A 24,014-nucleotide genomic window follows, 5' to 3' on the forward strand; every position below is an offset into this window, starting at 1 on the left:
GCGCGGTCCCGGTCCGCCCCCCGGCGCGGACCGGGACCGGGGGTCAGGCGAGCGCGGCGGCGAACGCACCGGGCTCGTAGGAACCTCCCCGCTGGCGCACGATCACCGCGAGCCGGTTGGCCGCGTTGATCAGCGCCACCAGGGACACCAGCGCGGCGACCTGGTCGTCGTCGTAGTGCTCGCGCACCCGCGCCCAGGTCTCGTCGGACACGCCCTGGTGGGCGTCGGCGAGCCGGGTGCCCTCCTCGGCGAGCGCCAGCGCGGCCCGCTCGGCATCGGTGAACACGGTGGACTCGCGCCAGGTGGCGACCAGGTGGAGCCTGGCCTGGGTCTCACCCGCCGCGGCGGCCTCCTTGGTGTGCATGTCGACGCACCAGCCGCAGCCGTTGATCTGGCTGGCGCGCAACGACACCAACTCCTGCGTGGAACTCGGCAGCGTCGACCGGTGGATCACCGCGGCCGCGTTGGCGAACCGCTTGGCGAACGTGCCGGCGAGCTCGTTCCGGAACAGGTCGAACCGGGCTTCCATGACGTCGTCCTCACTTCGTGGTGGTGGACAGGGCGAACACGAGATGCCGGCGGACCGCGGCGCGTGACAGCGCCACCGGGTGACGTGGGACACGGGCCGGGGGTGTCACAGGACCGCGGCGGCCGGCGTCTGGTGGGTGTCCGACCGAGAGGAGCCACCCGTGGCAGGCACGTCGCAGACCGCCACCGACACGTTCGTCGCCCACCGCAGCCTGCTGTTCACCGTCGCCTACGAGGTGCTCGGCTCGGCGGCCGACGCGGAGGACGTCCTCCAGGAGACGTGGCTGCGGTGGGTGGGCGTGGATCTCGACGCGGTGCGTGACCGGCGCGCGTACCTGGTGCGGATCACGACCCGGCAGGCGTTGTCCCGGCTGCGCGCGCTCGGCCGTCGCCGGGAGTTTTACGTCGGTTCGTGGCTGCCCGCGCCGCTGCTCACCGCCCCGGACGTGGCCGAGGACGTCGAGCTGGCCGACAGCGTCTCGATGGCGATGATGCTGGTGCTGGAGACGCTCGCGCCGACGGAGCGGGCGGTGTTCGTGCTGCGCGACGTGTTCGACCTCGGCTATGACGAGATCGCGGAGGCCGTGGGCAAGAGCCCGGCCGCGGTCCGCCAGATCGCCCACCGGGCCCGGGCCCACGTCGCGGCGCGCCGACCGCGCGGGGCCGCCTCGCGGGACGAGGCGCGGGGCGCGCTCGACGCGTTCCGGCGGGCGGTCGAGACGGGGGAGCTCCAAGGGCTGCTCGACGTTCTCGCCCCGGACGTCGTCCTCCTGGGCGACGGTGGCGGGATCAAGCAGGCCGTCCCGCGCCCCGTCGTGGGCGCGGACCGGGTGGCCCGCGTGCTGGCCGGCGGGCTGGGCAGGCTGCCCGCCACCGCGACGCTGCGGCCGGCGCAGGTCAACGGCTGGCCTGCGCTGGTCCTGCTGCTCGACGGCGGGATCGACACCGTCGTGGCGGTGCGCGTCGACGACGGCCTGGTCACCGGGCTCTACGCGGTGCGCAACCCCGAGAAGCTGTCGCACATGGCGAGCGAGACCGCCCTGCGCCGGTGAGCGGCGCGGTCGGGTGGAGTCGCGGTCAGGTGGAGTCGCGGACGACCAGCTCGGTCGGCAGGATCGCCGCCGCCGGTGGTTCGCCGTTCATCTGGTCGAGCAGCAGCCGGACCATCTCGCGGGTGATCCGGTCGAACGGCTGGCGCACCGTGGTCAGCGTGGGGCGGGTGGAGGTGGCGATCGCCGAGTCGTCGAAGCCGCCCACCGCCACGTCCTCGGGCACCCGCCGGCCCGCGTCCTGGAGCACGGTGAGCGCGCCCGCCGCCATCAGGTCGGAGGCCACGAACACGGCGTCCAGGTCGGGCGCCGCGACGAGCAGCTCGGCCATGGCCGCCTCGCCGCCCGACCGGGTGTAGTCGCCGTGCGCGACGAGCGCCGGGTCGGCGTCGTCGCCCACCACGTCCCGGTAGCCGGCCAGGCGCTCGACCCCGCCCGGGGTGTCGGTGGGACCGGTGATGGTGGCGATGCGGCGTCGGCCGCGCGAGCGCAGGTGCTCCACGACCAGCCGCGCGCCGGACCGGTCGTCGGCGGCGGCGTAGGCGACGGCGCTCTCGTGGCCCAGCGGCTTGCCGCAGGTCACCACGGGCACACCCGATTCGCGCAGCTCCTCCAGCAGCGGGTTGCCGCTGTGCGAGGACACCAGCAGCACGCCGCCCACGTGGCCGGCCGCGATGAACCGGCTCGTCCGCTTGCGCTCCACGTCGGTGCCCGCCGTCATGAGCAGCAGCGGCACGTCGTGCTCGGCCAGCTCCTGCGTGCAGCCCTGGAGCAGGATGCTGAAGTTGGGGTCCTCGAACAGGCGGTTCTGCGGCTCGGTGAGCACGAACGCCACCGACGACGTGCGCTGGGTGACCAGGCTGCGGGCCGCCGGGTTGGCGATGTACCCGGTCGTGCGCACCGCCCTGAGCACCGCCTCCAGCGCGGCGGGGCTGACGTTGCGCCCGCCGTTGAGGGCGCGCGACACCGTGCCGCGGGACACCCCGGCCACGGCCGCCACGTCGTGGATGGTCGGCCGGGGTCGGGGCTTGCCGCGTTCGGTGCTCATAGGCCGTTCATGCTTTCACGGCCCCGGAGAGCAGGTCGATCCGCCAGTACCGCTGGAGGGTCAGGAACAGCGCGATCAGCGGCACGACCGACACCAGCGACCCGGTGACGGCCAGCGAGTACAGCGCGGGCACGGTGTTGCCCTGGTTGAGCAGCGTGTAGAGGCCGAGGGTGACCGGGAACTTCGTGTCGTCGCCCAGCATGATGAACGGCAGCAGGAAGTTGTTCCAGATGGACACGAACTGGAAGAGGAACACCGTCACCAGGCCGGGCAGCATCATCGGCAGGGCGATCGAGCCGAAGACGCGCCCCTCCCCCGCGCCGTCGGTGCGGGCGGCCTCCACCACCTCGTCGGGCACGGACGCCGCCGCGTAGATGCGGGCCAGGTAGATGCCGTACGGGCTGACCACGCTCGGGATCAGCACGGACAGGTAGCCGTCGGTCAGCCCCACCTCCGACAGCAGCAGGTACTGCGGCACGGCCAGCACGACGCCGGGCACCAGCACGCCGGCGATGAGCGCGTTGAACAGCACCGCCTTGCCGCGGAACTCGTACTTGGCCAGCGCGTAGCCGGTGACGCCGGACAGGGCGGCGGACAGCAGCGCGCCGACGCCCGCGTACAGCGCGGAGTTGGCCAGCCACGTCCAGAACAGCCCGTCGCGGTAGGCGACCAGCTCGCCGAGGTTGTCGAGCAGCGCCCCGCCGAGGGAGAACGTGGAGGTCGAGAACAGCTCGCCGCTGCTCTTGGTCGCCGCCACCAGCACCCACGCCACCGGGAACAGGCAGTACGCGGCGCCGAGCAGCAGCACGGCGGTGGGGACGCGCTTCACCTCAGCCCCCCGAACCGCCGGGTCACCCGCAGGAGGCCGAACGAGATCAGGAACATCACGGCGGCGATCACCGCGGACGTGGCCGCCGCCGAGTGCGTGTCGCCGCGCGCGAACGCGTCCTGGTAGACCTTCATCAGCGGTGACCACGTCCTCGACAGCGAGTTGGTCAGCGGCGCGAGCGTCGTCGGCTCGGCGAACACCTGGAGCGTGGCGATCACCGAGAACAGGCCGGTGAGCACGAGCGCGGGCGCGAGCAGCGGGATCTTGACGCGCAGCGCGACCTGCCACGGCGAGCAGCCGTCGATGCGCGCCGCCTCGTACAGCTCGCGCGGGATGGACCGCAGCGCGGTGTGCAGGACGACCATGTTGTAGCCGACCCCGCCCCACACGGCGATGTTGGCCAGGGCGAAGTAGATGCCCGTCGGCGACAGGAAGTCGACGCCGGGCAGCGACAGCTCGCGCAGCAGCTGGTTGAGGGGGCTGGTGGCGGGCAGGTACAGGAAGCCCCACAGCAGGGTCGCGATGACGCCGGGGATCGCGTACGGCAGGAAGATCGCGATGCGGGAGAACCCGCGTGCCCGCACCCGTTCCTCGTCCAGCAGCAGCGCGAACACCAGCGCCAGGCCGAGCATGGCGGGCACCAGCAGCGCGCCGTAGCCGAGCACCCGCAACGCGCCCGCGCCCAGCTCGGGGTCGGTGAGCGCGCGGACGTAGTTGTCGAGCCCGGCGAACACCTCGCTGCGGCTGCCCCTGCCCAGCCCGAGGCCCCTCACCTCGGTGCGGAACAGGCTGGTGTGGACGGTGTAGCCGATGGGCAGGGCGAAGACCAGGAGGAACAGCACGACGGCGGGGGCGACGAAGACGTACGGCGCCGCCGTGGGCGCCGTACGCCGGCCGGTCCTGGGCATGGTCAGCCCACGACCGTGAAGCCGTTGGCCTTCATGTCGCCCACCGTGGCCTCCTGCATCGCGGCCAGCGCGGGCACGAGGTCGCCGCCCGAGGCGATGGCCTCGCCGAAGGCGTTCTTGTAGGCGGTGTAGGCCACGTTGACGTTCGGGCCCCAGGTGAAGCCCGACGAGGTGGCCGCGATCCCGGCGGCGGTGGTGTGGAAGTCCGGCTGGTTCGGGAAGAACGCGGGCGGGTCGGCCTGCGCGGCCTGGGCGGCTTTCGACGCCGGGTAGATGCCGCTGGTGCTGACCAGGGCGGCGACGGCGGCCGGGTCGGTGTTGAGCCACACGGCGAACTCGGTGGCCGCCGCCTGCTTGCCGGAACCGGCGGTCACGGCGGTGGTGGAGCCGCCCCAGTTGCCGGTCCTCGGCGCGGACGCGTCCCACTGGGGCAGCGGCGCCATGGCCCACTTGCCCTTCGTGCCCTCCGCGTTGCCCGCGAGCACGCCGGGCGCCCACACGGCGCTGACCCAGCCGATCTGGGTGCCGTCGTTGAGGGCCTTGTTCCACTCGGGGGTGTACATCGGGGACTTGTCGATCGCGCCCTCGGCGATCAGGCCGCTCCAGTAGGCGGCGACCTTCTTCGTGGCCTCGTCGTCGATGGCGACCTTCCACGCCTCGCCCTCGACCGACCACCACCGGCCGCCGGCCTGCTGCACGAGGCCCGCGAACCAGCCCGGGTCGTTGGAGGAGAACGTGCCCAGGAACCGGTCCGGTGCCTGGGCGCGCAGGGCGCGGGCCACCTGCGCGTACTCGTCCCAGGTCTTCGGCACGGTCAGGCCGTACTGCCGGAACAGGTCGGCGCGGTAGTAGAACATCATCGGCCCGGAGTCCTGCGGCACCGCGTACACGCCGCCGCCGCCCAACGTGACCTGGTCCCACACGCCGGGCGCGAACTGGTCGCGCGCGCCGGAGGCTCCCTCGGAGATGTCGGCCAGCACGTCGTTGCTCACCAGGGTGGGCAGCGCCTGGTACTCGACCTGCGCGAGGTCCGGCGGGGTCCCGCCCTTGGCGCTCGTCAGCAGCTTGGTGACGAGGTCGTCGCCCTGCGCCTGCTTGCTCACCACGACCTTGGTGTCGGGGTGGCCGGCGTTCCACAGCTCCACCACCTCGTCGATGTTCGGCGCCCACGCCCAGAAGGACAGTTCGACGGGACCGCCCTCCTCCGCGCCGCTGCCGCAGCCGGCGAGCAGGGCGAGTCCGAGTCCGACCGCGAGGGCTTTCCTGGCCAGGTCGAGTCGCATTGGTATCTCCGAGGGGTTCGCGTCGCTGACGCCGCTGCCAGCGGTAACCGCACTGTGAACGTGCACAGTAGTTGTGCGCATCAGCGGTCTGTCAACCACTTGACACATGTCTTTATCTGCGGCGTAATCGGCGGCGAGACCGTGCACGTTCACAGCGCAGGAGCTTCCATGACCTTCGTGGCACCGCGGCCCGCCGACCTGGCCGATCCGCTCTGGCCGGTCGGCGTGGCCGGGGTGGTCTACGGCGGGGACTACAACCCCGAGCAGTGGCCCGACGAGGTGTGGGAGCAGGACGCGGAGCTGATGCGGCAGGCCGGGGTGAACCTGGTCAGCGTCGCCATCCACTCGTGGGTGCTGCTGGAACCGCGGCCGGGCGAGTTCGACTTCGGCTGGCTGGACCGACTGCTCGACCTGCTGCACGGCGCGGGCGTCTCGGTCAACCTCGCCACGCCCACCGTCGTGCCGCCGGCGTGGCTGTACCGGGCGCACCCGGAGATCCGGCCCGTCACGCGGGACGGCGTGGTGCTCGAACGCGGCTCGCGGGCCACGTTCTGCCCGTCGGCCCCGGCCTACCGGCGGGCCGCCGCCCGCATCGCCCGCGCGGTCGGCGAGCGCTACGCCGCGCACCCCGCGCTGGCGATGTGGCACGTGCACAACGAGTACGGCGCGCCGGTCGGCGCGTGCTACTGCCCGGAGTCGGCGACGGCGTTCCGCGCGTGGCTGCGGGAGCGGCACGGCTCGCTGGAGGCCCTCAACACCGCGTGGGGCACCACCTTCTGGGGCCAGCGCTACGGCGACTGGGACGAGGTCGAGCCGCCGCGCGCCACCGCCACCGCGGGCAACCCCGCGCAGGAGCTGGACTTCCTGCGGTTCTGCTCCGACGAGCTGCTGGCCTGCTACCGGGCCGAGCGGGACGTGCTGCGCGAGCACTCGTCCGCGCCCGTCACCACGAACTTCATGACCACCAACTGCAAGTCCGTCGACTACTGGCGCTGGGGCCGCGAGGTCGACGTGGTCGCCAACGACCACTACCTGACCGCCGAGGCCGACCGCAACCACATCGACCTGGCCATGTCGGCCGACCTGACCCGCGCGGTGGCCGGCGGGCGGCCGTGGATGCTCATGGAGCACTCCACCGGCGCGGTCAACTGGCAGCCCCGCAACATCGCCAAGCGGCCGGGCGAGCTGGCCCGCAACAGCCTGGCGCACGTGGCGCGCGGCGCGGACGCGGTGATGTTCTTCCAGTGGCGGGCCTCGCGCTTCGGCGCGGAGAAGTTCCACTCGGCGATGCTGCCGCACTCGGGCACCCGCAGCCGGGTGTGGCGGGACGTGGTGCGGCTGGGCGCCGACCTCGGGTCGCTCGCGGAGCTGCGCGGCAGCCTGGTGCGCGCGGACGTGGCCGTGGTGTGGGACTGGGAGTCGTGGTGGGCGCTGGAGCTGGCGTGGCGCCCGTCGGTGGACCTCGACTACCGCGAACGCGTCGCCGCGTTCTACGAGCAGCTCTGGGACGCCCACCTGACCTGCGACTTCGTCGCCCCCGGTCAGGACCTCGCGGGCTACCGGCTGGTCGTCGCGCCCTCGCTGTACCTGACCGCGCCGGGCACCGCGGCGGTGTTCGGGCGGTACGTGCGCGACGGCGGCACGCTCGTCGTGTCGTACTTCTCCGGCATCGTCGACGACAACGACGCCGTGCACCCCGGCGGCCACCCCGGCGCGCTGCGCGAGGTGCTCGGCCTGGAGGTCGAGGAGTTCCTGCCGCTGCGCGCCGGCGAGCGCGTCTCCCTCAGCGGGGGCGCGACGGGCGACGTGTGGGCCGAGAACCTCCGGCCGCACGGCGCGGAGACCGTGCTGGAGTACGCCGACGGCCCGGCGGCCGGGAAACCCGCCGTGACCCGGCACCGGCTCGGCGGCGGCAGCGCCTGGTACCTCTCGACCCGGTTGCGCGGCGACGACCTGGCGGGCGTGCTGCGCGGGGCGTACCGGGACGCGGGCGTCGAACCCGCCGACCTGCCACGTGACGTGGAGGTCGTGCGGCGGCACGGCCCGGACGCCGAGTACCTGTTCGTGCTCAACCACACCGACGTCGACGCGCGGATCGAGGCGTCGGGCACCGAACTGCTCACCGGCGGGCGCTGCGACGGCCTGCTGACCGTGCCCGCGGGCACGGTGGCCGTGCTGCGCACCGGCTGAGCGGACCCACCCACCGCGTTCTCGACGAGGAGGACGAACCGATGTCCGCATTCCCCACGTTGCTCACCGCCGCGGTGCTCGCCGCGGCGGCGCTCGCACCACCGCCGCAGGCGGTCGCCGCGAGCACGCTCGCCAACCCCGGTTTCGAGTCCGGCGCGTCCGGCTGGACGAGCACCGGCGGCGCCTCGTTCACCGAGGCGGGCGGGCGCAGCGGCAGCACCCGGCTCACGCACTGGTCGTCCTCCGCGTACCGGGTGGAGACCCGGCAGACGTTGACCGGCCTGACCAGCGGTTGGTACACGGCCCGTGCCTGGGTGCGGTCCTCCGGTTGGCAGAACACCGCGCACCTGGCGCTGCGCGACTGCGGCGGCGCGGAGCAGCGGGTCGCTCTGCCGGTCAGCGCGGACGGGCTGTGGACGCGGGTCGCGGTGTCCGCGCAGGTGTCCGGCGGCCGGTGCACGGTCGCACTGGTGTCCGACGCCAAGGCCGGCAACTGGATCAACGTCGACGACCTGGAGTTCGTCGGCGGTCGCGCCGCGGTGCCGGTGCGCGGCGGCGACACCTCCACCCTGCCCAAGTCCGAGGCCAACGGCGGCGTGTACCGCACGGCGTCCGGGCAGGCGCAGGACGCGTTGCAGGTGCTCGGGACCAACGGCATGAACCTGGTGCGGCTCAAGGTGTGGGTCAACCCCGCCGACGGGTACAACGACAAGGCCCGGGTGCTGGCGATGGCCAAGCGGGTCAAGGACCGGGGAATGCAGCTGATGATCGATTTCCACTACTCCGACGCGTGGGCCGACCCGGGTCGGCAGCGCAAGCCGGCCGCGTGGGCGGGGTACTCGTTCGCGCAGCTCACGAAGGCGGTCCACGACCACACCTATGACGTGTTGAACGCCCTGAAGGCACAGGGGACCACGGCCGACTACACCCAGGTCGGCAACGAGATCAACCCCGGCATGCTGCTGCCGGACGGGTCGTCGGACAACTGGGCCAACCTGTCCGCGCTGCTCAAGAGCGGCGTGGCGGCGGTGCGGGCGGTGTCGTCCTCGACGAAGGTCATGCTGCACCTGGCCAACGGCGCGGACCAGGGCACCGTGCGGTGGTGGTTCGACAACGCGGTGAGCCGCGGCGTGCCGTTCGACGTGGTGGGACTGTCCTACTACGGCTACTGGCACGGCACGCTCGGCGCGTTGCAGCGCACGCTGTTCGACGTGTCCGCGCGGTACGGCAAGGACGTGATGGTGGTGGAGACCGCCTACCCGTTCACGATGGCCGACGCGGACTCCGAGCCGAACGCGTTCAGCGACTCCTCGAAGCTGCTGCCCGGCTACCCGGCGACCTCCGAGGGCCAGCTCGCGCACTTCCGCGACGTGATCAGCGTGGTGCAGGCCGTGCCGCGGGCGCTGGGGGTCGTGTACTGGGAACCCACCTGGTACGCGGTGCCGGGCAACGGCTGGGACCCCTACGACCCGGACTCGGGTGACGGCTGGGACAACCAGGCGCTGTTCGACTGGTCCGGCAGGGCGCTCCCGGCGATCACGGCGTTCAACCGCTGACGACTGCCCGGCGGCCGGGCCGGGCGCGGTGGGCGTGGTCGCCGCCGGCCCGGGCGCGGCGGGGTGCTCGGGCCGACCACCGTCACCTGGCCTGGACCGGTTGCCCGGCCCGCGAGCTGTCCGTCGACTGGCAGCAGCGGGCCAGGCCGCCCGGGTCGGCGCCGCCCTCGGGGCCGACCCGGGCCGCTACCCGGCCGGTGCGCCGACCACGTCCTCGGCGCTCGCGGCCGGGGCGCCCACCTCCCGACCGTCCACCTCCCGGCACAGCACGCGGTCGAGCGCGGCGTGCAGCGAGCCGGGGTCCGTGCCCCGCCAGGCGGCGAACCCGTCCGGCCGGAGCAGCACCGCACCGTCGGGGGGCACCCCCTCGGCGACCAGCGGGCCGGGCGCGGGCCGGCAGGTGACCGGCACGACGGCCCGTGCCGCCGCGTCGTCCCAGCCCCGCGCGAACGCGCCGGTCAGCAGCGCCCAGCCGCCGAGCAGGTCCCCGGTCGACGCCTGCGCCACGCGGGTCGAGCGGGGGTGGTCCGGGTCGGGGACGAACGCCCCGTCCGGGTAGGCGCACTCGAACATCAGCCGCCCGCGCCGCGCACCGTTCCCGGCGGCGTCACCGGGACCGCCGTTGAGCACCCGGTACCGCTCCACGCACAGCTTCGTCGTCGCCCACGCCACCGGCAGCCGCTCGGCCTCGTAGGTGGCCATCAGCTCCTCCCCCGCGACGCCGCCGTGCACCAGGCCGAGCTTCCAGGCCAGGTTGAACGCGTCCTGCACGCCCGTCGCCACGCCGAACGAGCCCACCGGCGGCATGGTGTGCGCCGCGTCCCCGGCGACCAGCACCCGGTCCACCCGCATCCGGTCGGCGACGCGGCCCGCGATGTCCCAGGTGGCGTCGGCGACGCGCTCCACCGCGATCGGCACCCCGTCCGCGCCGACGGCGGCCCGCACCAGCTCGGCGCACCGCTCCCGGGGGAAGTCGGCGGCGACCTGCCCGGGTTCGAGGGAGATCGCGAACCGCCACCGCCGCGCGCCGTCCACCGAGGTGAGGAACCCGCGCACGGCCGGGTTGGCGACGGTGAGCGCCACGACCCGGCGGCCGCGCAGCGGCCCGGCGAGGTCCGCTTCGAAGTGGACGTTGAGCTTGCGCGCGATCGTGCCGGGCCCGCTGTGCCCGATGCCGAGCAGGTCGCGCAGCGCGCCGCGCGCGCCGTCCGCGACGACCAGGTGCCCGGCGCGCACCCGCACGTCGCCGGCGGCCGAGCGCAGCGTCGCGAACACGCCGTCAGCGGCCTGCTCGACCGCGACGACCTCGGTGCCGTACCGCACGTCCGCGCCGCCGGCGTGGTCGCGCAGCACGGATTCGAGCTGGTCCTGGTCGATCGGCACCCACTGGCCGGGTCCGCCCGCGGTGCTCCGGTCGGGCAGCCGCACCCGCTCGGGCCCGGCCACGCTCTCCGCGTGCGCGACCACGGTGTGGTCGGCCACCGGCGAGCGGACGGCGCGGATCGCCCGCTCCAGCCCCACCGCCCGGTACAGCTCCACCGTGGGCGGGTTCAGGGAGCGGGCCCGGGGTTCGGCGAGCGGCGCGGGCCGGCGTTCGGCGAGCAGGGACGGCACGCCGAAGTGGGCGAGGAACACCGCCGCGGACAGCCCGGTGACGCCGCCGCCCGCGATCAGCACCGGAACGCGCACCGGCTCACTCATCGCGCTCCCAGTGGTAGAACTCGGTCGCCAGCGCGTCCTTGGGCTCGCGCCACGCCTGCGGGTCGAAGGGCGAGATGAACGGCCGCAGGTCCTCGCTGATCCGCCGGAACTCCGGGTGGTAGCGGTGCGCGGACACGGCCTCGGCCAGCGGCCGGTCGCCCTCGATGAGGTGCAGGTACAGCTCGCCGAACCGGAACAGGCTGCGGGCGCGCACCCCGATCACCCCGGCCAGGTCGGTGCGGTTGTCCGACTCGGCGAACACGCGTGCGACGTCCTCGGCGGCGTCGGGGCGCATCCTGGCGACGATCAGGGTGCGGTGCACGCGACCTCCTCGACCTTCCGCTTGATCAACGCCATCTGCACGGGGGTGTTCTCGTTGATGCGCCGGGCCATCGCGTCGTCGTCGAGGGGCGCGCCCGGTTTCATCGCGAAGTCCTGCACCCACCGCATGCGCACGCCGCCGTCGACCTGCTCGTAGGTCCAGCGGATGTCCATGTGCTCGAACGGCCCGGTCTCGACGCGACGCGCGGTGACCGTGCGGGCGACCGGGTCGGCGACGCGCTCGGAGACCCAGCTCCAGACCTTGCCGTCCGGGTCGGGGTGCATGGTGAGCCGGAACAGCACGCGGTTCCCGTCGCGCTCCAGCACCTCCGCCGACGCGTACTCGCTGAACAGCTCCGGCCAGCGCTCGACGTCGTTGGTGCGCTCCCACACCACGTCCATCGGCGCGTCGACCACGACCTCGTTCTCGGTGTGCCCGGCCATCGTCACGCCTTCCCGGTCAGTGCGGTCAGCAGCTCGCGGGGCGACTGCTGGGTGGTCATGTCCACGTCGGCCGGCAGGCCGTGGTTGCGCTTGAGCTCGGCGAGCACGCCCATCAGGCCGAGCGAGTCCACGTCGAGGTCCGCGAACGTGGTGCTGCCGTCGGTGAGCCGGTCCTCGGTCACGACGACCCCGGTGCAGCGGCTGATCAGCCCCGCCAGCTCGGTCGGGGAAGGGGTGGTGTCCACGTCAATTTCCTCCTCGGGTCGGTTCGGGACGTCGCAGGACCAGGGCCGAGTTGCCGCCGTGCAGGCCTCGGGCCAGGACCAGCGCGGTGCGGACGTCGAGCGGGCGGGCCTCGCCGGTGACCAGGTCGAGGTCGAACCGCCAGTCGCGCACGCCCGGCGTGGGCGGCACGACGCCGTGCTCGACGGCCAGGACGGCGGTCGCCACGTCGAGCGGCGCCGCGCCCGCGTAGCAGCGGCCGTAGCCGGTCTTGGGGGCGGTGACCGGGACGGGGCGGTCGCCGAGCAGCAGGCGCAGCGCCCGCGCCTCGGCCTCGTCGGCGCGCGGGTCGCCCAGGGCGTCGAGGAACACCGCGTCGACCTCCGCCGGGTCGAGCCGGGCCTGGGCCAGGGCGGTGCGCGCCGCCCTGGCGAGGCCCTCGGCGGAGTCCTCGTAGCGCCGCGGGCCGGTGAACGTCGCGCCGTGCCCGGCGACGACGGCCCGTGCGGTGGCGCCCCGGTCCCGGGCGGCGTCGGCGTCCTCGACGACGAGCACGGCGCCGCCCTCGCCGGGCGCGAACCCGGCGGCGCGCGAGGTGTAGGGCAGGTAGGCCGTGCCGGGGTCCTCGCCGGTGCTGAGCAGGCCCAGGCCGAGCTGGCAGCACATCGAGTAGGGGCAGAACGGCGCCTCCGCGCCGCCCGCGAGCATCGCCCGCGCGCCCCTGGCCAGCTCACCGCGCGCGGTGGCGAACGCGTCCAGGCCACCGGCCTCGTCCGCGACCAGCACGCACGACGGGCCGCGCAGGCCGTGACCGATGGAGAGCTGCCCGGTGCTCGCGGCGTAGAACCAGGCGATGGACTGGTAGGGGCCGACGTGCGCGGGGCCGCGCCGCCACAGGGCCTCGATCTCGCGCTGGCCGAACTCGACGCCACCCGAGTAGCTCGCGGTCACCACGCCGAACGCGTAGTCGGGCACGGTGGCCGGGTCGAGGGCGGCGTCGCGCAGCGCCAGGTCCGCGGCGGCGAGCGCGAAGTGCGTGAACCGGTCGGTCTGCACGGCGACGCGCGGGTCGACCCACCCGTCCGGCCCGAACCCGTCGACCTCGCCGGCCACGCGCACCGGGTACGGGTTGGGCTCCCAGTGGCGCAGCGGCCCCAGTGCCCGGCGCCCCTCCCGCACGGCGGGCCAGAAGTCCGCGCCGACGCCGCTGGGGGCGACCACGCCGACGCCGGTCACGACGGCGGCGCTCACGACCCCTCCCGGGCCGTCGACGGCCGGGTCAGCACGACCGCCGACTGGAAGCCCCCGAACCCGCTGCCCACCGACAGCACGGCGCGCAGGTCGCGTTCGCGGGCGGTGTGCGGCACGTAGTCCAGATCGCACTCGGGGTCGGGGGTGTCGAGGTTGGCCGTGGGCGGCACGACCCCGTCGGTCATGGCGAGCACGCACGCGGCCAGCTCGATCGAGCCGATCGCGCCCAGCGAGTGGCCGACCATGGACTTCACCGAGCTGACCGGCGTGGTGCGGGCGTGCTCGCCGAGGACCCGCTTGAACGCGGCCGTCTCGTGCCGGTCGTTCTGCTTCGTGCCGGAGCCGTGCGCGTTGACGTAGTCGACATCGGAGGGCGCGACGCGGGCCTGGTCGAGCGCGCGCCGCGCGGCCTCGGCCATCTCCACGCCGTCGGGCCGCAGGCCGGTCATGTGGAAGGCGTTGCTCAGGGTCGCGAAGCCCGCGACCTCGGCGAGCACCACGGCGCCGCGCCGGAGTGCGTGCTCGCGCTCCTCCAGCACCAGCACGGCGGCGCCCTCACCGAGCACGAACCCGTCGCGGTCCAGGTCGAACGGCCGGGCGGCGTGCCCCGGGTCGTCGTTGCGGGCGGTGGTGGCCCGGATGGCGTCGAAGCAGGACACCGCGATCGGCGAGATCGGCGACTCCGCCCCGCCCGCGAGCACCACGTCCACCACGCCTTCCTCGACGAGCCGCGCCGCGTGGCCGACCGCGTCCAGGCCGGCGGTGCAGCCGGTGGAGACGGCGCGCACCGGTCCTCGTGCGCCGACCCGGTCGGCCACCTCGGTGGCGAGCGTCGCGGGCGAGAGGGCGAGGTGCAGGAACGGGGAGGCCGCCGCCGGGTCGACCAGCCAGCGCGCACCCCGGTCGGAGGTCGCCACGTAGTCGCGCTCCAGCAGGGTCGTGCCGCCGACGGCCGAGCCCATGGACACGCCCACCCGCCACGGGTCGGCCACCTCCAGCTCGGCCTGGGCCCACGCCTCCGCGGCGGCCACCGCGGCGAACTGGACGTAGCGGTCCATCCGGGCGACCTCGGCCGCCGTCAACCCGGCCTCGGCGGGGTCGAAGTCGCACTCGGCGGCCACCCGCGACCGGAAGCCCGTCGCGTCGAACAGCGAGATCGTGCGGGTGGCGGTGCGGCCCGCGGTCAGCAGCTCCCAGAACGCCTTCGTGCCGGTGCCGCCGGGTGCCACCACCCCGATGCCGGTCACCGCCACCCGGCGGGTCACGGCGTCGGCTCCGTGTCCACGTGCCCCAGTTCGGGCCGGGGCGCGAGCGGGCACAGGTGGAACACCAGCCGCGCGGGCGCGGCGGAGGTGTTGCGGACCCGGTGCCGGACGCCGAGCGGCACCAGCATCGCCTGGTCGGCGGTCAGCCGGTGCGGGACTCCGTCGAGGTCCAGTTCGACCTCGCCCGCCACCACGTAGAGGTACTCGTCGGAGTACGGGTGGTAGTGCTCGGTGACCCGCTCGCCGGGCGCCAGCGCCAGCACGCCGAGGAAGCCGCTGGTCGAGCCCACGGTCTTCGGGCCGAGCAGGACGCGCACGTCACCGCCGCGGTGCAGCAGGGGCGGGACGTCGGCCGGGCTCACCGCCCGGTGCAGCTGCCCGGTCACGCCGCCACCTCCACCACTCGGTCGGTCACCAGGGTCATCGGCCGCGCGAGCCGCACGAGCGGCGCGAGCAGGCCCGCCAGCGGCACCGGCGGCGAGCCGGGCGCGTGGCCCGGCGCCGCGGACTCGGTGAGGTGCACGACGAGGTCGTGGCGGCGGAACACGGTGACGGCACCGTCGAGGGGCGCCTCGGCGGCGAGCAGCCCGGCCACCTCGCGGCCGCGTCCCGGCAGCGTCCGGTAGAGCGCGGCGGTCCGGGGCGCCCCGCGCTCGGCCGTGCCGCGCCGCCCGGTCACCCGCATCACGGAGGTGGCCAGGAAGCGGCGGCGGTCGTCCTCGTCGGCCAGGTCGCGCGGTTCGAGCAGGTGCGGTCGCAGGCGCTCCTCCACGGCCCGGATCTGCGGCCGGCCGGCCAGGTGGCGGATCGCCTCGGCGGGCGGGCAGGTGATGTCCACGACCCGCACGACGGTCGGTCCGGCCATGAACACCGAGGTGCGGTCGAGCAGGGCGCGCGGCGGACCGCCGCCCGACGCGCCGCCGCCCGACGCGCCGGGCGGTGGCCGGTGGTAGCCGGAGAGGATCTCGGCCACGGCGGCCTCGGACCCCGGCCGCACGGCGAACGTCAAGGCGTAGCGGTTCACGGCGTGCCTCCCACTTCCTGTCGTTGCGGCGCGCGGGTCGTCGCCCGCACGAGGTAGCGCCGCGATTCGCGATCGGTCACGCACGCCATCAGCGGAGCGGCGAGGGCGCGGTGCCCGGCGGTCGCCTCCCAGGTGGCGAAGTGCTGCGGGCTCGCCCACTCGCTGGTGATGACCCACTCGTCCGGGTCGTGCGCGGACTGGCACAGCTGGTCGCCGAGGTAGCCCTCGACCCGGGCGACCTCGTGGCGGATGCGCTCGTAGGCGTCGCGGAGCCGCGGGCCGGCGCCCGGTTCGGCGCGCAGCCGGAAGATCACCCGCAGGTGGTCGGTGGTCGGGAACTCCGGGGTCGGGTCCATCCCTGCTCCTGTGGGCTCGGGGGTGCGGGCGGCGGCCGGCGCTAGTCCTCGGGGTAGGACGCGATGCGGCACGCGTGGCGGGCCTCCGCGGGAGGCACGCCCTCGGCCTGGAGGATGTTGCGGCACCGCCGGACGTCCCCCGGAAGACCGCTCTTGGCGATCTTGCAGGCGTACAGCACCGCGTCGGTCGCCTCGACGCCCTGCTCCATGACGTGGTCGATGCAGATGCCGGGATCGGCGGACGCGGGTGCGGCGGCCACGAGGGGCGCGGCGAGGACCGCGAGGGTGAGCGCGGCGGCGCGGAGGGTGCTCGACATCGGTGGTCGCTCCTCGGGAGGCGTCAGGTCGTGCAGGGGTTCCCCACGGTCCGGCTCCGATCCCGGCCTGTCCACCGGGGCACCACCAGGTGCACTCGGATCACCCGCCCGGGTACACCGCTTGTCGCACTTCGTGTCGTGGCGTGCCGGGCGGTCGTCTCGGCCACTCCACTGTGGAGCGAAGGTGGCCGGCCGGGCGGGGGTGGTTTCGCGATCCGGCCTTCGTGGCATAGAACTGGACCCGACAGCGGGCATCGAGGAGGATCTACGTGGCTCAGACGGTTCGCGGTGTGGTCGCACGGGGCAAGGGCGCTCCGGTCGAGGTGGTGGACGTCGTGGTCCCCGACCCCGGTCCGGGCGAGGCCGTGGTGAAGGTGCAGGCGTGCGGCGTGTGCCACACCGATCTGCACTACCGGGAGGGCGGGATCAACGACGAGTTCCCGTTCCTGCTCGGCCACGAGGCCGCCGGGATCGTCGAAGCAGTCGGCGACGGCGTCACCGACGTCGCGCCCGGCGACTTCGTGATCCTCAACTGGCGCGCGGTGTGCGGCAAGTGCCGCGCCTGCCTGCGCGGCCGGCCCTGGTACTGCTTCGACACCCACAACGCCTCGCAGCCGATGACGCTGGCCGACGGCACCCCGCTGTCCCCCGCGCTGGGCATCGGCGCGTTCGCCGAGAAGACCCTCGTGCACGCCGGCCAGTGCACCAAGGTCGACCCGCAGGCCTCCCCCGCCGCCGCCGGCCTGCTCGGCTGCGGCGTCATGGCCGGCTTCGGCGCGGCGGTCAACACCGGCAACGTCGGCCGCGGCGACTCCGTCGCCGTCATCGGCTGCGGCGGCGTCGGCGCGGCGGCCGTCGCCGGCGCGCGGGTCGCGGGCGCGACCACGATCATCGCCGTCGACCTCGACCCGCGGAAGCTGGAGCAGGCCACCGGCCTGGGCGCCACCCACACCGTCGACGCCAAGGACGAGGACGTCGTCGAGCGGGTCCGCGAGCTGACCGGCGGGTTCGGCGCGGACGTCGTGATCGACGCCGTCGGCCGGCCCGAGACCTGGAAGCAGGCGTTCTACGCCCGCGACCTCGCGGGCACCGTCGTGCTGGTCGGCGTGCCCACCCCGGAGATGCGGCTGGAGATGCCGCTGATCGACCTGTTCTCCCGCGGCGGCTCCCTGAAGTCCTCCTGGTACGGCGACTGCCTGCCCACCCGCGATTTCCCCTACATGATCGACCTGCACCGGCAGGGCCGCCTCGACCTCGACGCCTTCGTCACCGAGACCATCGCCCTCGACCAGGTCGAGGAGGCCTTCGCCAAGATGCACCACGGCGACGTCCTGCGCTCCGTGGTGGTCTTCTGATGGCCCGCGTCGACCACACCACCACGCGGGGCACGTTCAGCCTGGACGGGCAGACCTTCGACGTCGACAACAACGTCTGGGTGATCGGCGACGACACCGAGTGCGTCGTCGTCGACGCCCCGCACGACGTGGACAGGATCATGCGGGTGGTGGGCGACCGCGAGGTCAAGGCCATCCTGGCCACGCACGCCCACGACGACCACGTCCGCGTCGCGCCGGAACTGTCGCGGCGCACCGGCGCGCCCGTGCTGCTGCACCCCGACGACCTGGTCGTGTGGCGGCTCACGCACCCCGACACCGACCCCGGCGGCGAACTCGCCGACGGCCAGGTCATCGAGGTCGCGGGCACCGCGCTGCACGTCCTGCACACCCCCGGCCACGCCCCCGGCGCGGTCTGCTTCCACGCCCCCGACCTGAACGCGGTGTTCACCGGCGACACCCTGTTCCACGGCGGCCCCGGCGCCACCGGCCGCTCCTACTCCGACTTCGACACCATCATCGAGTCGATCACCGACCGGCTGCTCACCCTGCCACCGGACACCGTCGTGCACACCGGCCACGGCGACGACACCACCATCGGCGCCGAAGCCCCCCACCGCGCCGACTGGATCGCCCGGGCCGCCGGCTGACGGGTGCGGGCGGGCCACCTCCCGGTGACCCGCCCGCACGCCGCTACCCGATGTGCTGCTCGACGCCCGGCACGTCCGCGCCCGCCGTGACCGCGACCGGGGTCGCGGCGCCGAAGGACGCGGCGTCCCGGTACCAGACCTCCCGGGGCTCCCGCTCGACGGCGCGGAAGCGGAGCTTGACCTCCTGGGTGCCCAGGCCGCGGACCACGTAGCCGTTCCCGTAGTTGGTGTCCCCGGCGCCGGCGACGTCACCGGTCCGGGCGTTCACCGCCATGACGTGCACCCAGGCGTACTCGTCGCCGTCCACGGCCGTCGTGCCGCTCACGCTGCCGCCCACCACGAGGGACTCGTCGTGCGCGACCTCGCGCTCGGCGCGCACCCGGACGGGGGTCGCGGCGAAGCGGTCCGCCGCACCGCCCGACCACTGCCAGGCGTACTCGCCCGGCCGGTGCGCGAACTCCAGCGGCCAGCGGTACGGGCCGAGGCCGGTGAGCCGGTAGGCGCCGGCCTGGTCGGTGCACGTCTCGCCGTAGGCGCCCGGCGCGGCGAACGGGAAGACGCACACCTCCGCGACGCCGGCCCCGGTGACCCGGTCCGTCACCACCCCGGTGACTGTGCCGGCGCGGTCGAGGCGGATCGGCGGCAGGTCCGTCCACCGACCCGGCGTGGCGTCGACCCGGCGCGCCAGGCGCTGGTCCCCGGTGCCACCGAGCCACCCGACCCACTGGAGGCCGTGCGGGGCGGCGGGGCGGGCCAGCAGCCGGTAGGCCGCCGGCGTCAGCGGGCCGAGCGCCACGACACCGGACGCGTCGCTGCACCACTCGGCCGCCCGCTCGCCGGACACGCCGTGCGCGCCGACGTCGATCGGCTCCACGCAGGTGCCGGCCACGGGCGCGCCGGTGCGGGCGTCGCGGACGGTGGTGCGGATCGCGACCCCCGGCTTCGCCTGGGCGACCACCGGCGTGGTCTCGCCGGAGCGGACCACGACACCGCCGTGGTCGACCCCGAAGTGGGTCTTGTCCGGCGCGATGTGGAGCGTGTACGTGCCGCGCTTGAGCTGGTAGGCGATCCGCCCGTCGGTGGTGCACGGCCGGTCGGCGCCCACGCCCGGCGTGAAGACGCAGAAGCTGCGGACCGGCGCGCCGGACACCTCGTCCACCACGGTCAGGTCGACCGTGCCGGGCGGGAAGGTCTGCTCGTCCACCGAGGTCTCGACGTCACCGGCCACCACGACGGCCTCGGCGTCCGCGATGGACTCCTGCCGGTGGTACCACTGCTCGCCGTCGTAGGGCGTGCGGAACTGGATCTTGTAGTGGCCGGGCCACAGGCCGGTGAACCGGTAGGTCCCGTCGCCCGCGGTGCCGGTCGACGGTCCCCAGCGGTTGCCGTCGACGTCGACGATCGCGACCGTCGCGTTCGCGATCGGCGCGCCGGCCGAGGTGGTCAGCGTCCCGCGCAGCACTCCGATGCCGGGCGGGCGCAGCCCGAGCTCGTGCCGGGGGTTGCCGGTGTAGACGGGGTCCGCCGAGGCGAAGTCGCGCGCGTCCGCGGCGGAGTGGCGGGCGTACCAGGTGTCCGCGTACCCCTCGCCGGTGGTGCGCAGCTTGAACGGCCCCCACGAACCCGTCGGGACGCTCAGCGAGTACCGGCCGCTCTCGTCGGCGCAGGCCTGGGCCACCTGGACCTGGTTCGCGTCGAAGGCGGTGACGCACGCGCCGGGCACCGGCTGGCCGGTGAACCGGGCCGTGACGATGCCCTCGGACAGCAGCGAGTCGGCGCTCGCCGTGCCCGTGAACGGCACGAGCAGCGCGCACGCCGCGACCAACGCCGCAAGACGACGTCTCATTCTTCCTCCTGTTGGCGTGCGGGCGCGCGAGGAGAAGGCGAACGTGCCCCCGTGTGATGCCCCCGCACCGCGCCGACCACGCGATTCGACGCGGAATGTACTGATCGCGGGTCGGTTTTGTCACTGCCTTTGTCCCGCCACCGCCCGCCGTGGTCCCCAACCGCGGGGTGCGGTGTCGATCGGCGTCACGCGGGGGCCGACCGCCCCGCCTCCCCGTCGTCGCCGGGACGGGAGGCCCCGATCACGTGAGCGGCCCTAGCGGCGCGTGAGCGAGCGCAGGGCGAGGCGGGCGATCGGCAGGTAGGCCACGACCACCGGTGCCGGGCCGCGCACCACCAGCCACGTCGCCCCGTCCGGTTCGACGCCGTGGCGCAGCCGCAGCCGGACGGGTCCGAGCCGGGCGTCCCACGCCCACGTCCGGGCCGTCGGGTCCACCTCGGTCACGGTGAACGCGACCCGCACGCCCAGCGGGCCCCGCACGCGTCCGGTGACGCCGGGGGCGATCCGCCGCGCCGACGCCTCGACCCCGGTGATCTGCGGCGCCCACCCGGGCCACCGCGCCGGCTCGGCGTAGCGCTCCCACACCACCGCCGCCGGCGCCCGGCCGGGTGCGCGCGTCCTGGCTTCCACTCCCCCATCGTCGCCGGGAACGCGGGCCTGCGCCGGTCGGCGCCCCCTCCGGGCGTCGTCGGCGGACGTCCCGGGTGGACCGGTCAGCCGGTCGCGCGCACGACGTCGGCCAACGGGGTGGCGGGACGCCCGGTGAGGCGGGGCACGTGGTCGGTGACGGCGGCCAGCTCGCCGCGCCCGATGGCCGTGTAGGTGGACACCCACGCGTCGAGCTGCCAGTCGGGTGCGCCGTGGTGGGCGCGCGACCGGTACGCCTCCTCCACGGTCTCGGGGCGGTAGACGACCTCGCGCCCGGTGGCGCGGGACAGCACCTCGGCGACCTCGGCGAGGGTGAGCGCCTCCGGCCCGGTGAGGTCGTAGGTCGCGCCCGCGTGGCGGGCGGGGTCGGTGAGCACGGTGGTGGCGGCGTCGGCGATGTCGTCCTGGGCGACCACCGCGGCCCGTCCGTCACCCGCCGGGCCGCGGATGACGCCGTCGTCGCCGACGAGGCCGGGCGTGAAGTCGGCGTACAGGTTGTCACGCAGGAACGTGAAGGCGAGGCCGCTCGCCCGGATGTGCCGCTCGGTGGCCCAGTGGTCGCGGGCGAGCGTGAACGCGGCGTCCGGGGCCGCTCCGCAGAACGAGGTGTAGACGAGGTGCCCGACCCCGGCGTCGACCGCGGCGTCCACGAACGTGCGGTGTTGTTCCACCCGGTCGGGGGTTTCCGAGGCCGAGACCATGAGGACGACGTCACTGCCGCGCAGGGCGTCGCGGACGGCGTCCCGGTCGGTGAACGCGGCGCGCAGCACGCGTGCGCCGGACAGCCCGGGGGCGCGGGCGGGGTCGCGCACCAGCAGGGTCTGCGGCAGGCCCGCGTCGGCGAGGCGTCGGGCGACGCGACCGCCCAGCCGGCCGGTGGCCCCGGTGACGACGATCGTGGGGCGGTCGGTCATGGGCGGCTCCCGTCCTCGGTGCTCACGCCGCACAGCATCGCCCACGGCCGCGCCACCCGCTCGCCCGCTACCGCGACGTCGGCGTGCCGGACGGGGCCCCGGACGGAGTGCCGGAGGGTGTCCCGGACGGCGGTGCGCCGGACGGCTGCCCGTCGCTGCCCGGTCGGGTCCCGCCGCCCGTCGGGGTCGTCGTGGTGTCGACGCCGACCGCGAGCGTGACCTGGTAGCCGTTCGACACGTCACCGGTCACGGTGGCCAGCTGCGTGACGCCGCCGTCGTCGCCGAACACGTTGTCGCCGTCCAGCGTGACCTTCGCCAGGTTGTCCGCCGACCCCTCGTAGCCGCTCTCCGCGTACACCTCCCCGCAGGCGTCCGCGGGCAGTGCGACCTGCGAGGTGGCGATGACCTCGGCCACGTCGGTGATGCTCGCCCGGTCGGGGTAGACCTCGAAGTGGACGTGCGGCCAACGCCCGGAGTAGCACGCGGGGAAGATGCTGGTGAAGCTCACCTTCCCGGAGCTGTCGGCGATCTGCACCCCGCGCAGGTAGTTCTCGCCCTCGATGCCCTGGCTGTAGAGCGAGTAGCCGCCCTCCCGCGTGCAGTGCCACACGTAGACGGCGGCGCCCTCGAACGGCGCGCCGCCGTCGGCCAGGTCGCTGACCACCAGGTCGAGGGTCATCGGCACGCCTTCGGCCTTCCCGGTCGGACCGCCGAAGCTGGACCTGATGTCGCTGCGCACCACACCGTCGCGGTCGAGCACGTCCGGCCCGTTGGAGCCGTCGCCGGGGTACGGCCCGGCCGTCTCGTCGGGGATCTCCTGGAGCAGCTGCGCGGTCGACGTCGCGGTCGAGGTGGACGCGGCCGTCGACGCGCCGGAGCCGCCCGACCCGCCGGAGCACGCGGCCAGCCCCACCGCGGCGGCGCCCAGGCCGAGGGCCCGCAGGGTCAGCCGCCGGCTCATCACGGTGCCGAGGTCGAACCCGAGGCCCTGGTCGACCAGTTCCTCGCCGGGGCGCGGCAGCGGGCGCCCCTCGTAGGAGAACGCCTCGTCGTGCGCCCTGCTCATGTGCCCTCCAGCGGTGCGGTCCCGGCCACGCTAGGGGGGTCACCCGGAAGCCGCACGCCCATCCGCCCGCGGTCACACGATCCGGTCACACCCGGCCGTTCGGCGAACCGTCCGGTGTGGACACGGGCGGTGGGGCACGTCCGGGACGCGCCCCACCCCGCGTCAGCCGCCGATCGCGTCGAGTTCGGCGACCGCGTCGGCGGGCAGGTCGAGCGCGGCGGCGGCGACGTTCTCCCGCAGGTGCTCGACCGACGACGTGCCCGGGATCAGCAGCACGTTCGGCGAGCGCCGGAGCAGCCAGGCCAGCGCGACGGCCATCGGCGTCCGGCCGAGCCGCTCCGCCACCGCGCCCAGGGCGTCGGACTGGAGCGGCGTGAAGCCGCCCAGCGGGAAGTACGGGACGTACGCGATGCCCTGCCGGGCGGTGAGGTCCACCAGGGCGTCGTCCTCGCGCCGGGCGATGTTGTAGAGGTTCTGCACGCACACGACGGGCGCGATCCCCCGCGCCTCGGCGAGCTGCTCGGCGTTGACGGTGCTCAGGCCCAGGTGCCGGATCAGGCCCTGCTCCCGCAGCTCGGCGAGCGCGCCGAACTGCTCGGCGATCGAGCCGGGTTCGGGCGCTTCGAGGCCGCCGACCCGCAGGTTCACGACGTCGAGCACGTCGAGCCCGAGCCGCCTGAGGTTGTCGTGGACCTGGTCGCGCAGCTCGTCGGGCGTGCGGGCGTGCGGCCACCCGCCCCGCTCGTCGCGGCGGGCGCCGACCTTCGTGACGACGTGCAGGTCGTCCGGGTAGGGGTGCAGCGCCTCCCGGATGATCTCGTTGGTGACGTGCGGCCCGTAGAAGTCGGCCGTGTCGATGTGCCGGATGCCCAGGTCGACGGCGGTGCGCAGCACCGCGACCGCGGCGTCGCGGTCCTCCGGTGGCCCGAACACGCCGGGACCGGCCAGCTGCATGGCGCCGTAGCCGACCCTGGTCAGGTCGAGGTCGCCGACCCGGTAGACGCCTCCGGGCAGATCGTGGGGTGCCATCGCTCCCTTCCTGCTCGTCCGCGTCCGCGGCGAGCGGTGTCCACTGTGCACCGGGTGCGGCGCGGCGAGGTCGCCACCCCGGCGTGCCGCCGCACGTCGGGCACGAGCTGACCGCGCCGGGCCGCGGCGTCACCCGGCCGCCGGCCGCGCAGCGCACCCGGGTCGAGGAGCACCTGCGCGAGATCGGCCCCGTCGTCCGGGGTGAGGCCCGATCGTCAGGCAGTCGTCAGGTGCG

Annotated in this window: 25 protein-coding genes; 5 read left to right on the forward strand and 20 right to left on the reverse strand. The window is 74.6% G+C overall.

Translation table 11 applies throughout. The features are described from left to right. Positions 1-43 precede the first annotated feature (43 nt). Positions 44-529 (reverse strand): carboxymuconolactone decarboxylase family protein, encoded by a 486-nt coding sequence (locus J2S66_RS15830; protein WP_310307839.1) that lies wholly within the window; start codon positions 527-529, stop codon positions 44-46. A 160-nt stretch (positions 530-689) separates the two neighbouring features. Here J2S66_RS15830 and J2S66_RS15835 point away from each other — a divergent pair, with 160 nt between their 5' ends. After that, entirely contained in the window at positions 690-1,580 is an 891-nt protein-coding gene (locus J2S66_RS15835; RefSeq protein WP_310307840.1) for an RNA polymerase sigma-70 factor, read from the forward strand. A gap of 25 nt (positions 1,581-1,605) precedes the next feature. On the opposite strand, the gene J2S66_RS15840 is transcribed toward J2S66_RS15835, so the two are convergent. The 4 genes from J2S66_RS15840 to J2S66_RS15855 are packed head-to-tail and all read right to left on the reverse strand — an operon-like array spanning position 1,606 to position 5,645. Then, complete coding sequence (locus J2S66_RS15840) at positions 1,606-2,625, reverse strand: LacI family DNA-binding transcriptional regulator (RefSeq protein WP_310307841.1); 1,020 nt, start codon at positions 2,623-2,625, stop codon at positions 1,606-1,608. 7 nt (positions 2,626-2,632) lie between these two features. Further along, on the reverse strand, positions 2,633-3,454 hold the full coding sequence (locus tag J2S66_RS15845; RefSeq protein WP_310307842.1) for a carbohydrate ABC transporter permease: 822 nt from the start codon (positions 3,452-3,454) through the stop codon (positions 2,633-2,635). Beyond that, positions 3,451-4,362 (reverse strand): carbohydrate ABC transporter permease, encoded by a 912-nt coding sequence (locus J2S66_RS15850; protein WP_310307843.1) that lies wholly within the window; start codon positions 4,360-4,362, stop codon positions 3,451-3,453. Before J2S66_RS15850 ends, J2S66_RS15845 begins: the two co-directional genes overlap by 4 nt. Before the next feature lie 2 nt (positions 4,363-4,364). Further along, positions 4,365-5,645: an ABC transporter substrate-binding protein gene (locus tag J2S66_RS15855; RefSeq protein WP_310307844.1), complete on the reverse strand. Its 1,281-nt coding sequence runs from the start codon at positions 5,643-5,645 to the stop codon at positions 4,365-4,367. A gap of 168 nt (positions 5,646-5,813) precedes the next feature. Between J2S66_RS15855 and J2S66_RS15860 the strand changes: the two genes are divergently transcribed. Together J2S66_RS15860 and J2S66_RS15865 are read left to right on the forward strand one after the other, a co-directional pair. Beyond that, the gene (locus tag J2S66_RS15860) at positions 5,814-7,835 is read left to right on the forward strand and encodes a beta-galactosidase (RefSeq protein ID WP_310307845.1); all 2,022 of its coding nucleotides are present in this window, start codon (positions 5,814-5,816) and stop codon (positions 7,833-7,835) included. Positions 7,836-7,876: 41 nt separating this feature from the next. Then, a complete protein-coding gene (locus tag J2S66_RS15865) occupies positions 7,877-9,391 on the forward strand; it encodes a glycoside hydrolase family 53 protein (RefSeq protein WP_310307846.1) in 1,515 nt (504 codons plus the stop codon). A gap of 186 nt (positions 9,392-9,577) precedes the next feature. Here the strand turns inward: J2S66_RS15865 and J2S66_RS15870 are convergent, their stop codons facing one another. From J2S66_RS15870 to J2S66_RS15915, 10 genes are read right to left on the reverse strand one after another with little or no spacing between them, the layout of a single operon-like run. After that, on the reverse strand, positions 9,578-11,092 hold the full coding sequence (locus tag J2S66_RS15870; RefSeq protein ID WP_310307847.1) for an FAD-dependent monooxygenase: 1,515 nt from the start codon (positions 11,090-11,092) through the stop codon (positions 9,578-9,580). Continuing rightward, positions 11,085-11,414: a TcmI family type II polyketide cyclase gene (locus J2S66_RS15875; protein ID WP_310307848.1), complete on the reverse strand. Its 330-nt coding sequence runs from the start codon at positions 11,412-11,414 to the stop codon at positions 11,085-11,087. Before J2S66_RS15875 ends, J2S66_RS15870 begins: the two co-directional genes overlap by 8 nt. Continuing rightward, the gene (locus J2S66_RS15880; protein WP_310307849.1) at positions 11,399-11,857 is read right to left on the reverse strand and encodes an SRPBCC family protein; all 459 of its coding nucleotides are present in this window, start codon (positions 11,855-11,857) and stop codon (positions 11,399-11,401) included. The genes J2S66_RS15875 and J2S66_RS15880 overlap by 16 nt, the downstream gene beginning before the upstream one ends. Before the next feature lie 2 nt (positions 11,858-11,859). Beyond that, positions 11,860-12,102, reverse strand: a complete 243-nt coding sequence (locus J2S66_RS15885; RefSeq protein ID WP_306744852.1) for a phosphopantetheine-binding protein — start codon at positions 12,100-12,102, stop codon at positions 11,860-11,862. A gap of 1 nt (position 12,103) precedes the next feature. Then, positions 12,104-13,330: a beta-ketoacyl synthase N-terminal-like domain-containing protein gene (locus J2S66_RS15890; protein WP_310307851.1), complete on the reverse strand. Its 1,227-nt coding sequence runs from the start codon at positions 13,328-13,330 to the stop codon at positions 12,104-12,106. Beyond that, positions 13,327-14,595, reverse strand: coding sequence for a beta-ketoacyl-[acyl-carrier-protein] synthase family protein (locus J2S66_RS15895; RefSeq protein WP_310307852.1), 1,269 nt, complete (start codon positions 14,593-14,595; stop codon positions 13,327-13,329). Before J2S66_RS15895 ends, J2S66_RS15890 begins: the two co-directional genes overlap by 4 nt. Beyond that, positions 14,592-14,981, reverse strand: a complete 390-nt coding sequence (locus tag J2S66_RS15900) for a cupin domain-containing protein (protein ID WP_310307853.1) — start codon at positions 14,979-14,981, stop codon at positions 14,592-14,594. The genes J2S66_RS15895 and J2S66_RS15900 overlap by 4 nt, the downstream gene beginning before the upstream one ends. After that, complete coding sequence (locus J2S66_RS15905) at positions 14,978-15,619, reverse strand: SchA/CurD-like domain-containing protein (protein ID WP_310307854.1); 642 nt, start codon at positions 15,617-15,619, stop codon at positions 14,978-14,980. The genes J2S66_RS15900 and J2S66_RS15905 overlap by 4 nt, the downstream gene beginning before the upstream one ends. Beyond that, complete coding sequence (locus J2S66_RS15910) at positions 15,616-15,975, reverse strand: antibiotic biosynthesis monooxygenase family protein (RefSeq protein WP_306744857.1); 360 nt, start codon at positions 15,973-15,975, stop codon at positions 15,616-15,618. The genes J2S66_RS15905 and J2S66_RS15910 overlap by 4 nt, the downstream gene beginning before the upstream one ends. A gap of 41 nt (positions 15,976-16,016) precedes the next feature. After that, positions 16,017-16,292, reverse strand: coding sequence for a hypothetical protein (locus tag J2S66_RS15915; protein ID WP_310307857.1), 276 nt, complete (start codon positions 16,290-16,292; stop codon positions 16,017-16,019). 269 nt (positions 16,293-16,561) lie between these two features. Here J2S66_RS15915 and J2S66_RS15920 point away from each other — a divergent pair, with 269 nt between their 5' ends. Together J2S66_RS15920 and J2S66_RS15925 are read left to right on the forward strand one after the other, a co-directional pair. Then, positions 16,562-17,647 carry an S-(hydroxymethyl)mycothiol dehydrogenase gene (locus J2S66_RS15920; RefSeq protein WP_310307858.1) on the forward strand — a complete coding sequence of 362 codons (1,086 nt, stop codon included), beginning with the start codon at positions 16,562-16,564 and terminating at the stop codon, positions 17,645-17,647. Beyond that, positions 17,644-18,276, forward strand: a complete 633-nt coding sequence (locus tag J2S66_RS15925) for an MBL fold metallo-hydrolase (protein ID WP_374726198.1) — start codon at positions 17,644-17,646, stop codon at positions 18,274-18,276. The genes J2S66_RS15920 and J2S66_RS15925 overlap by 4 nt, the downstream gene beginning before the upstream one ends. 43 nt (positions 18,277-18,319) lie before the next feature. Here J2S66_RS15925 and J2S66_RS15930 read toward each other — a convergent pair whose 3' ends face one another. The 5 genes from J2S66_RS15930 to J2S66_RS15950 form a co-directional block, all read right to left on the reverse strand. Continuing rightward, the gene (locus tag J2S66_RS15930; protein ID WP_310307860.1) at positions 18,320-20,122 is read right to left on the reverse strand and encodes an MSCRAMM family protein; all 1,803 of its coding nucleotides are present in this window, start codon (positions 20,120-20,122) and stop codon (positions 18,320-18,322) included. Between the two features lie 255 nt (positions 20,123-20,377). Then, positions 20,378-20,752: an SRPBCC family protein gene (locus J2S66_RS15935; protein WP_310307861.1), complete on the reverse strand. Its 375-nt coding sequence runs from the start codon at positions 20,750-20,752 to the stop codon at positions 20,378-20,380. 83 nt (positions 20,753-20,835) lie between these two features. Then, positions 20,836-21,684, reverse strand: a complete 849-nt coding sequence (locus tag J2S66_RS15940) for an SDR family oxidoreductase (protein WP_310307862.1) — start codon at positions 21,682-21,684, stop codon at positions 20,836-20,838. Positions 21,685-21,751: 67 nt separating this feature from the next. Beyond that, a complete protein-coding gene (locus J2S66_RS15945) occupies positions 21,752-22,750 on the reverse strand; it encodes a dioxygenase family protein (protein ID WP_310307863.1) in 999 nt (332 codons plus the stop codon). Positions 22,751-22,912: 162 nt separating this feature from the next. Beyond that, the gene (locus J2S66_RS15950; RefSeq protein ID WP_310307864.1) at positions 22,913-23,779 is read right to left on the reverse strand and encodes an oxidoreductase; all 867 of its coding nucleotides are present in this window, start codon (positions 23,777-23,779) and stop codon (positions 22,913-22,915) included. Positions 23,780-24,014: the final 235 nt, after the last annotated feature.

Origin of the sequence: Saccharothrix longispora, assembly GCF_031455225.1 — a bacterium.
In the GTDB taxonomy this organism is placed as follows: Bacteria; Actinomycetota; Actinomycetes; order Mycobacteriales; family Pseudonocardiaceae; genus Actinosynnema; species Actinosynnema longispora.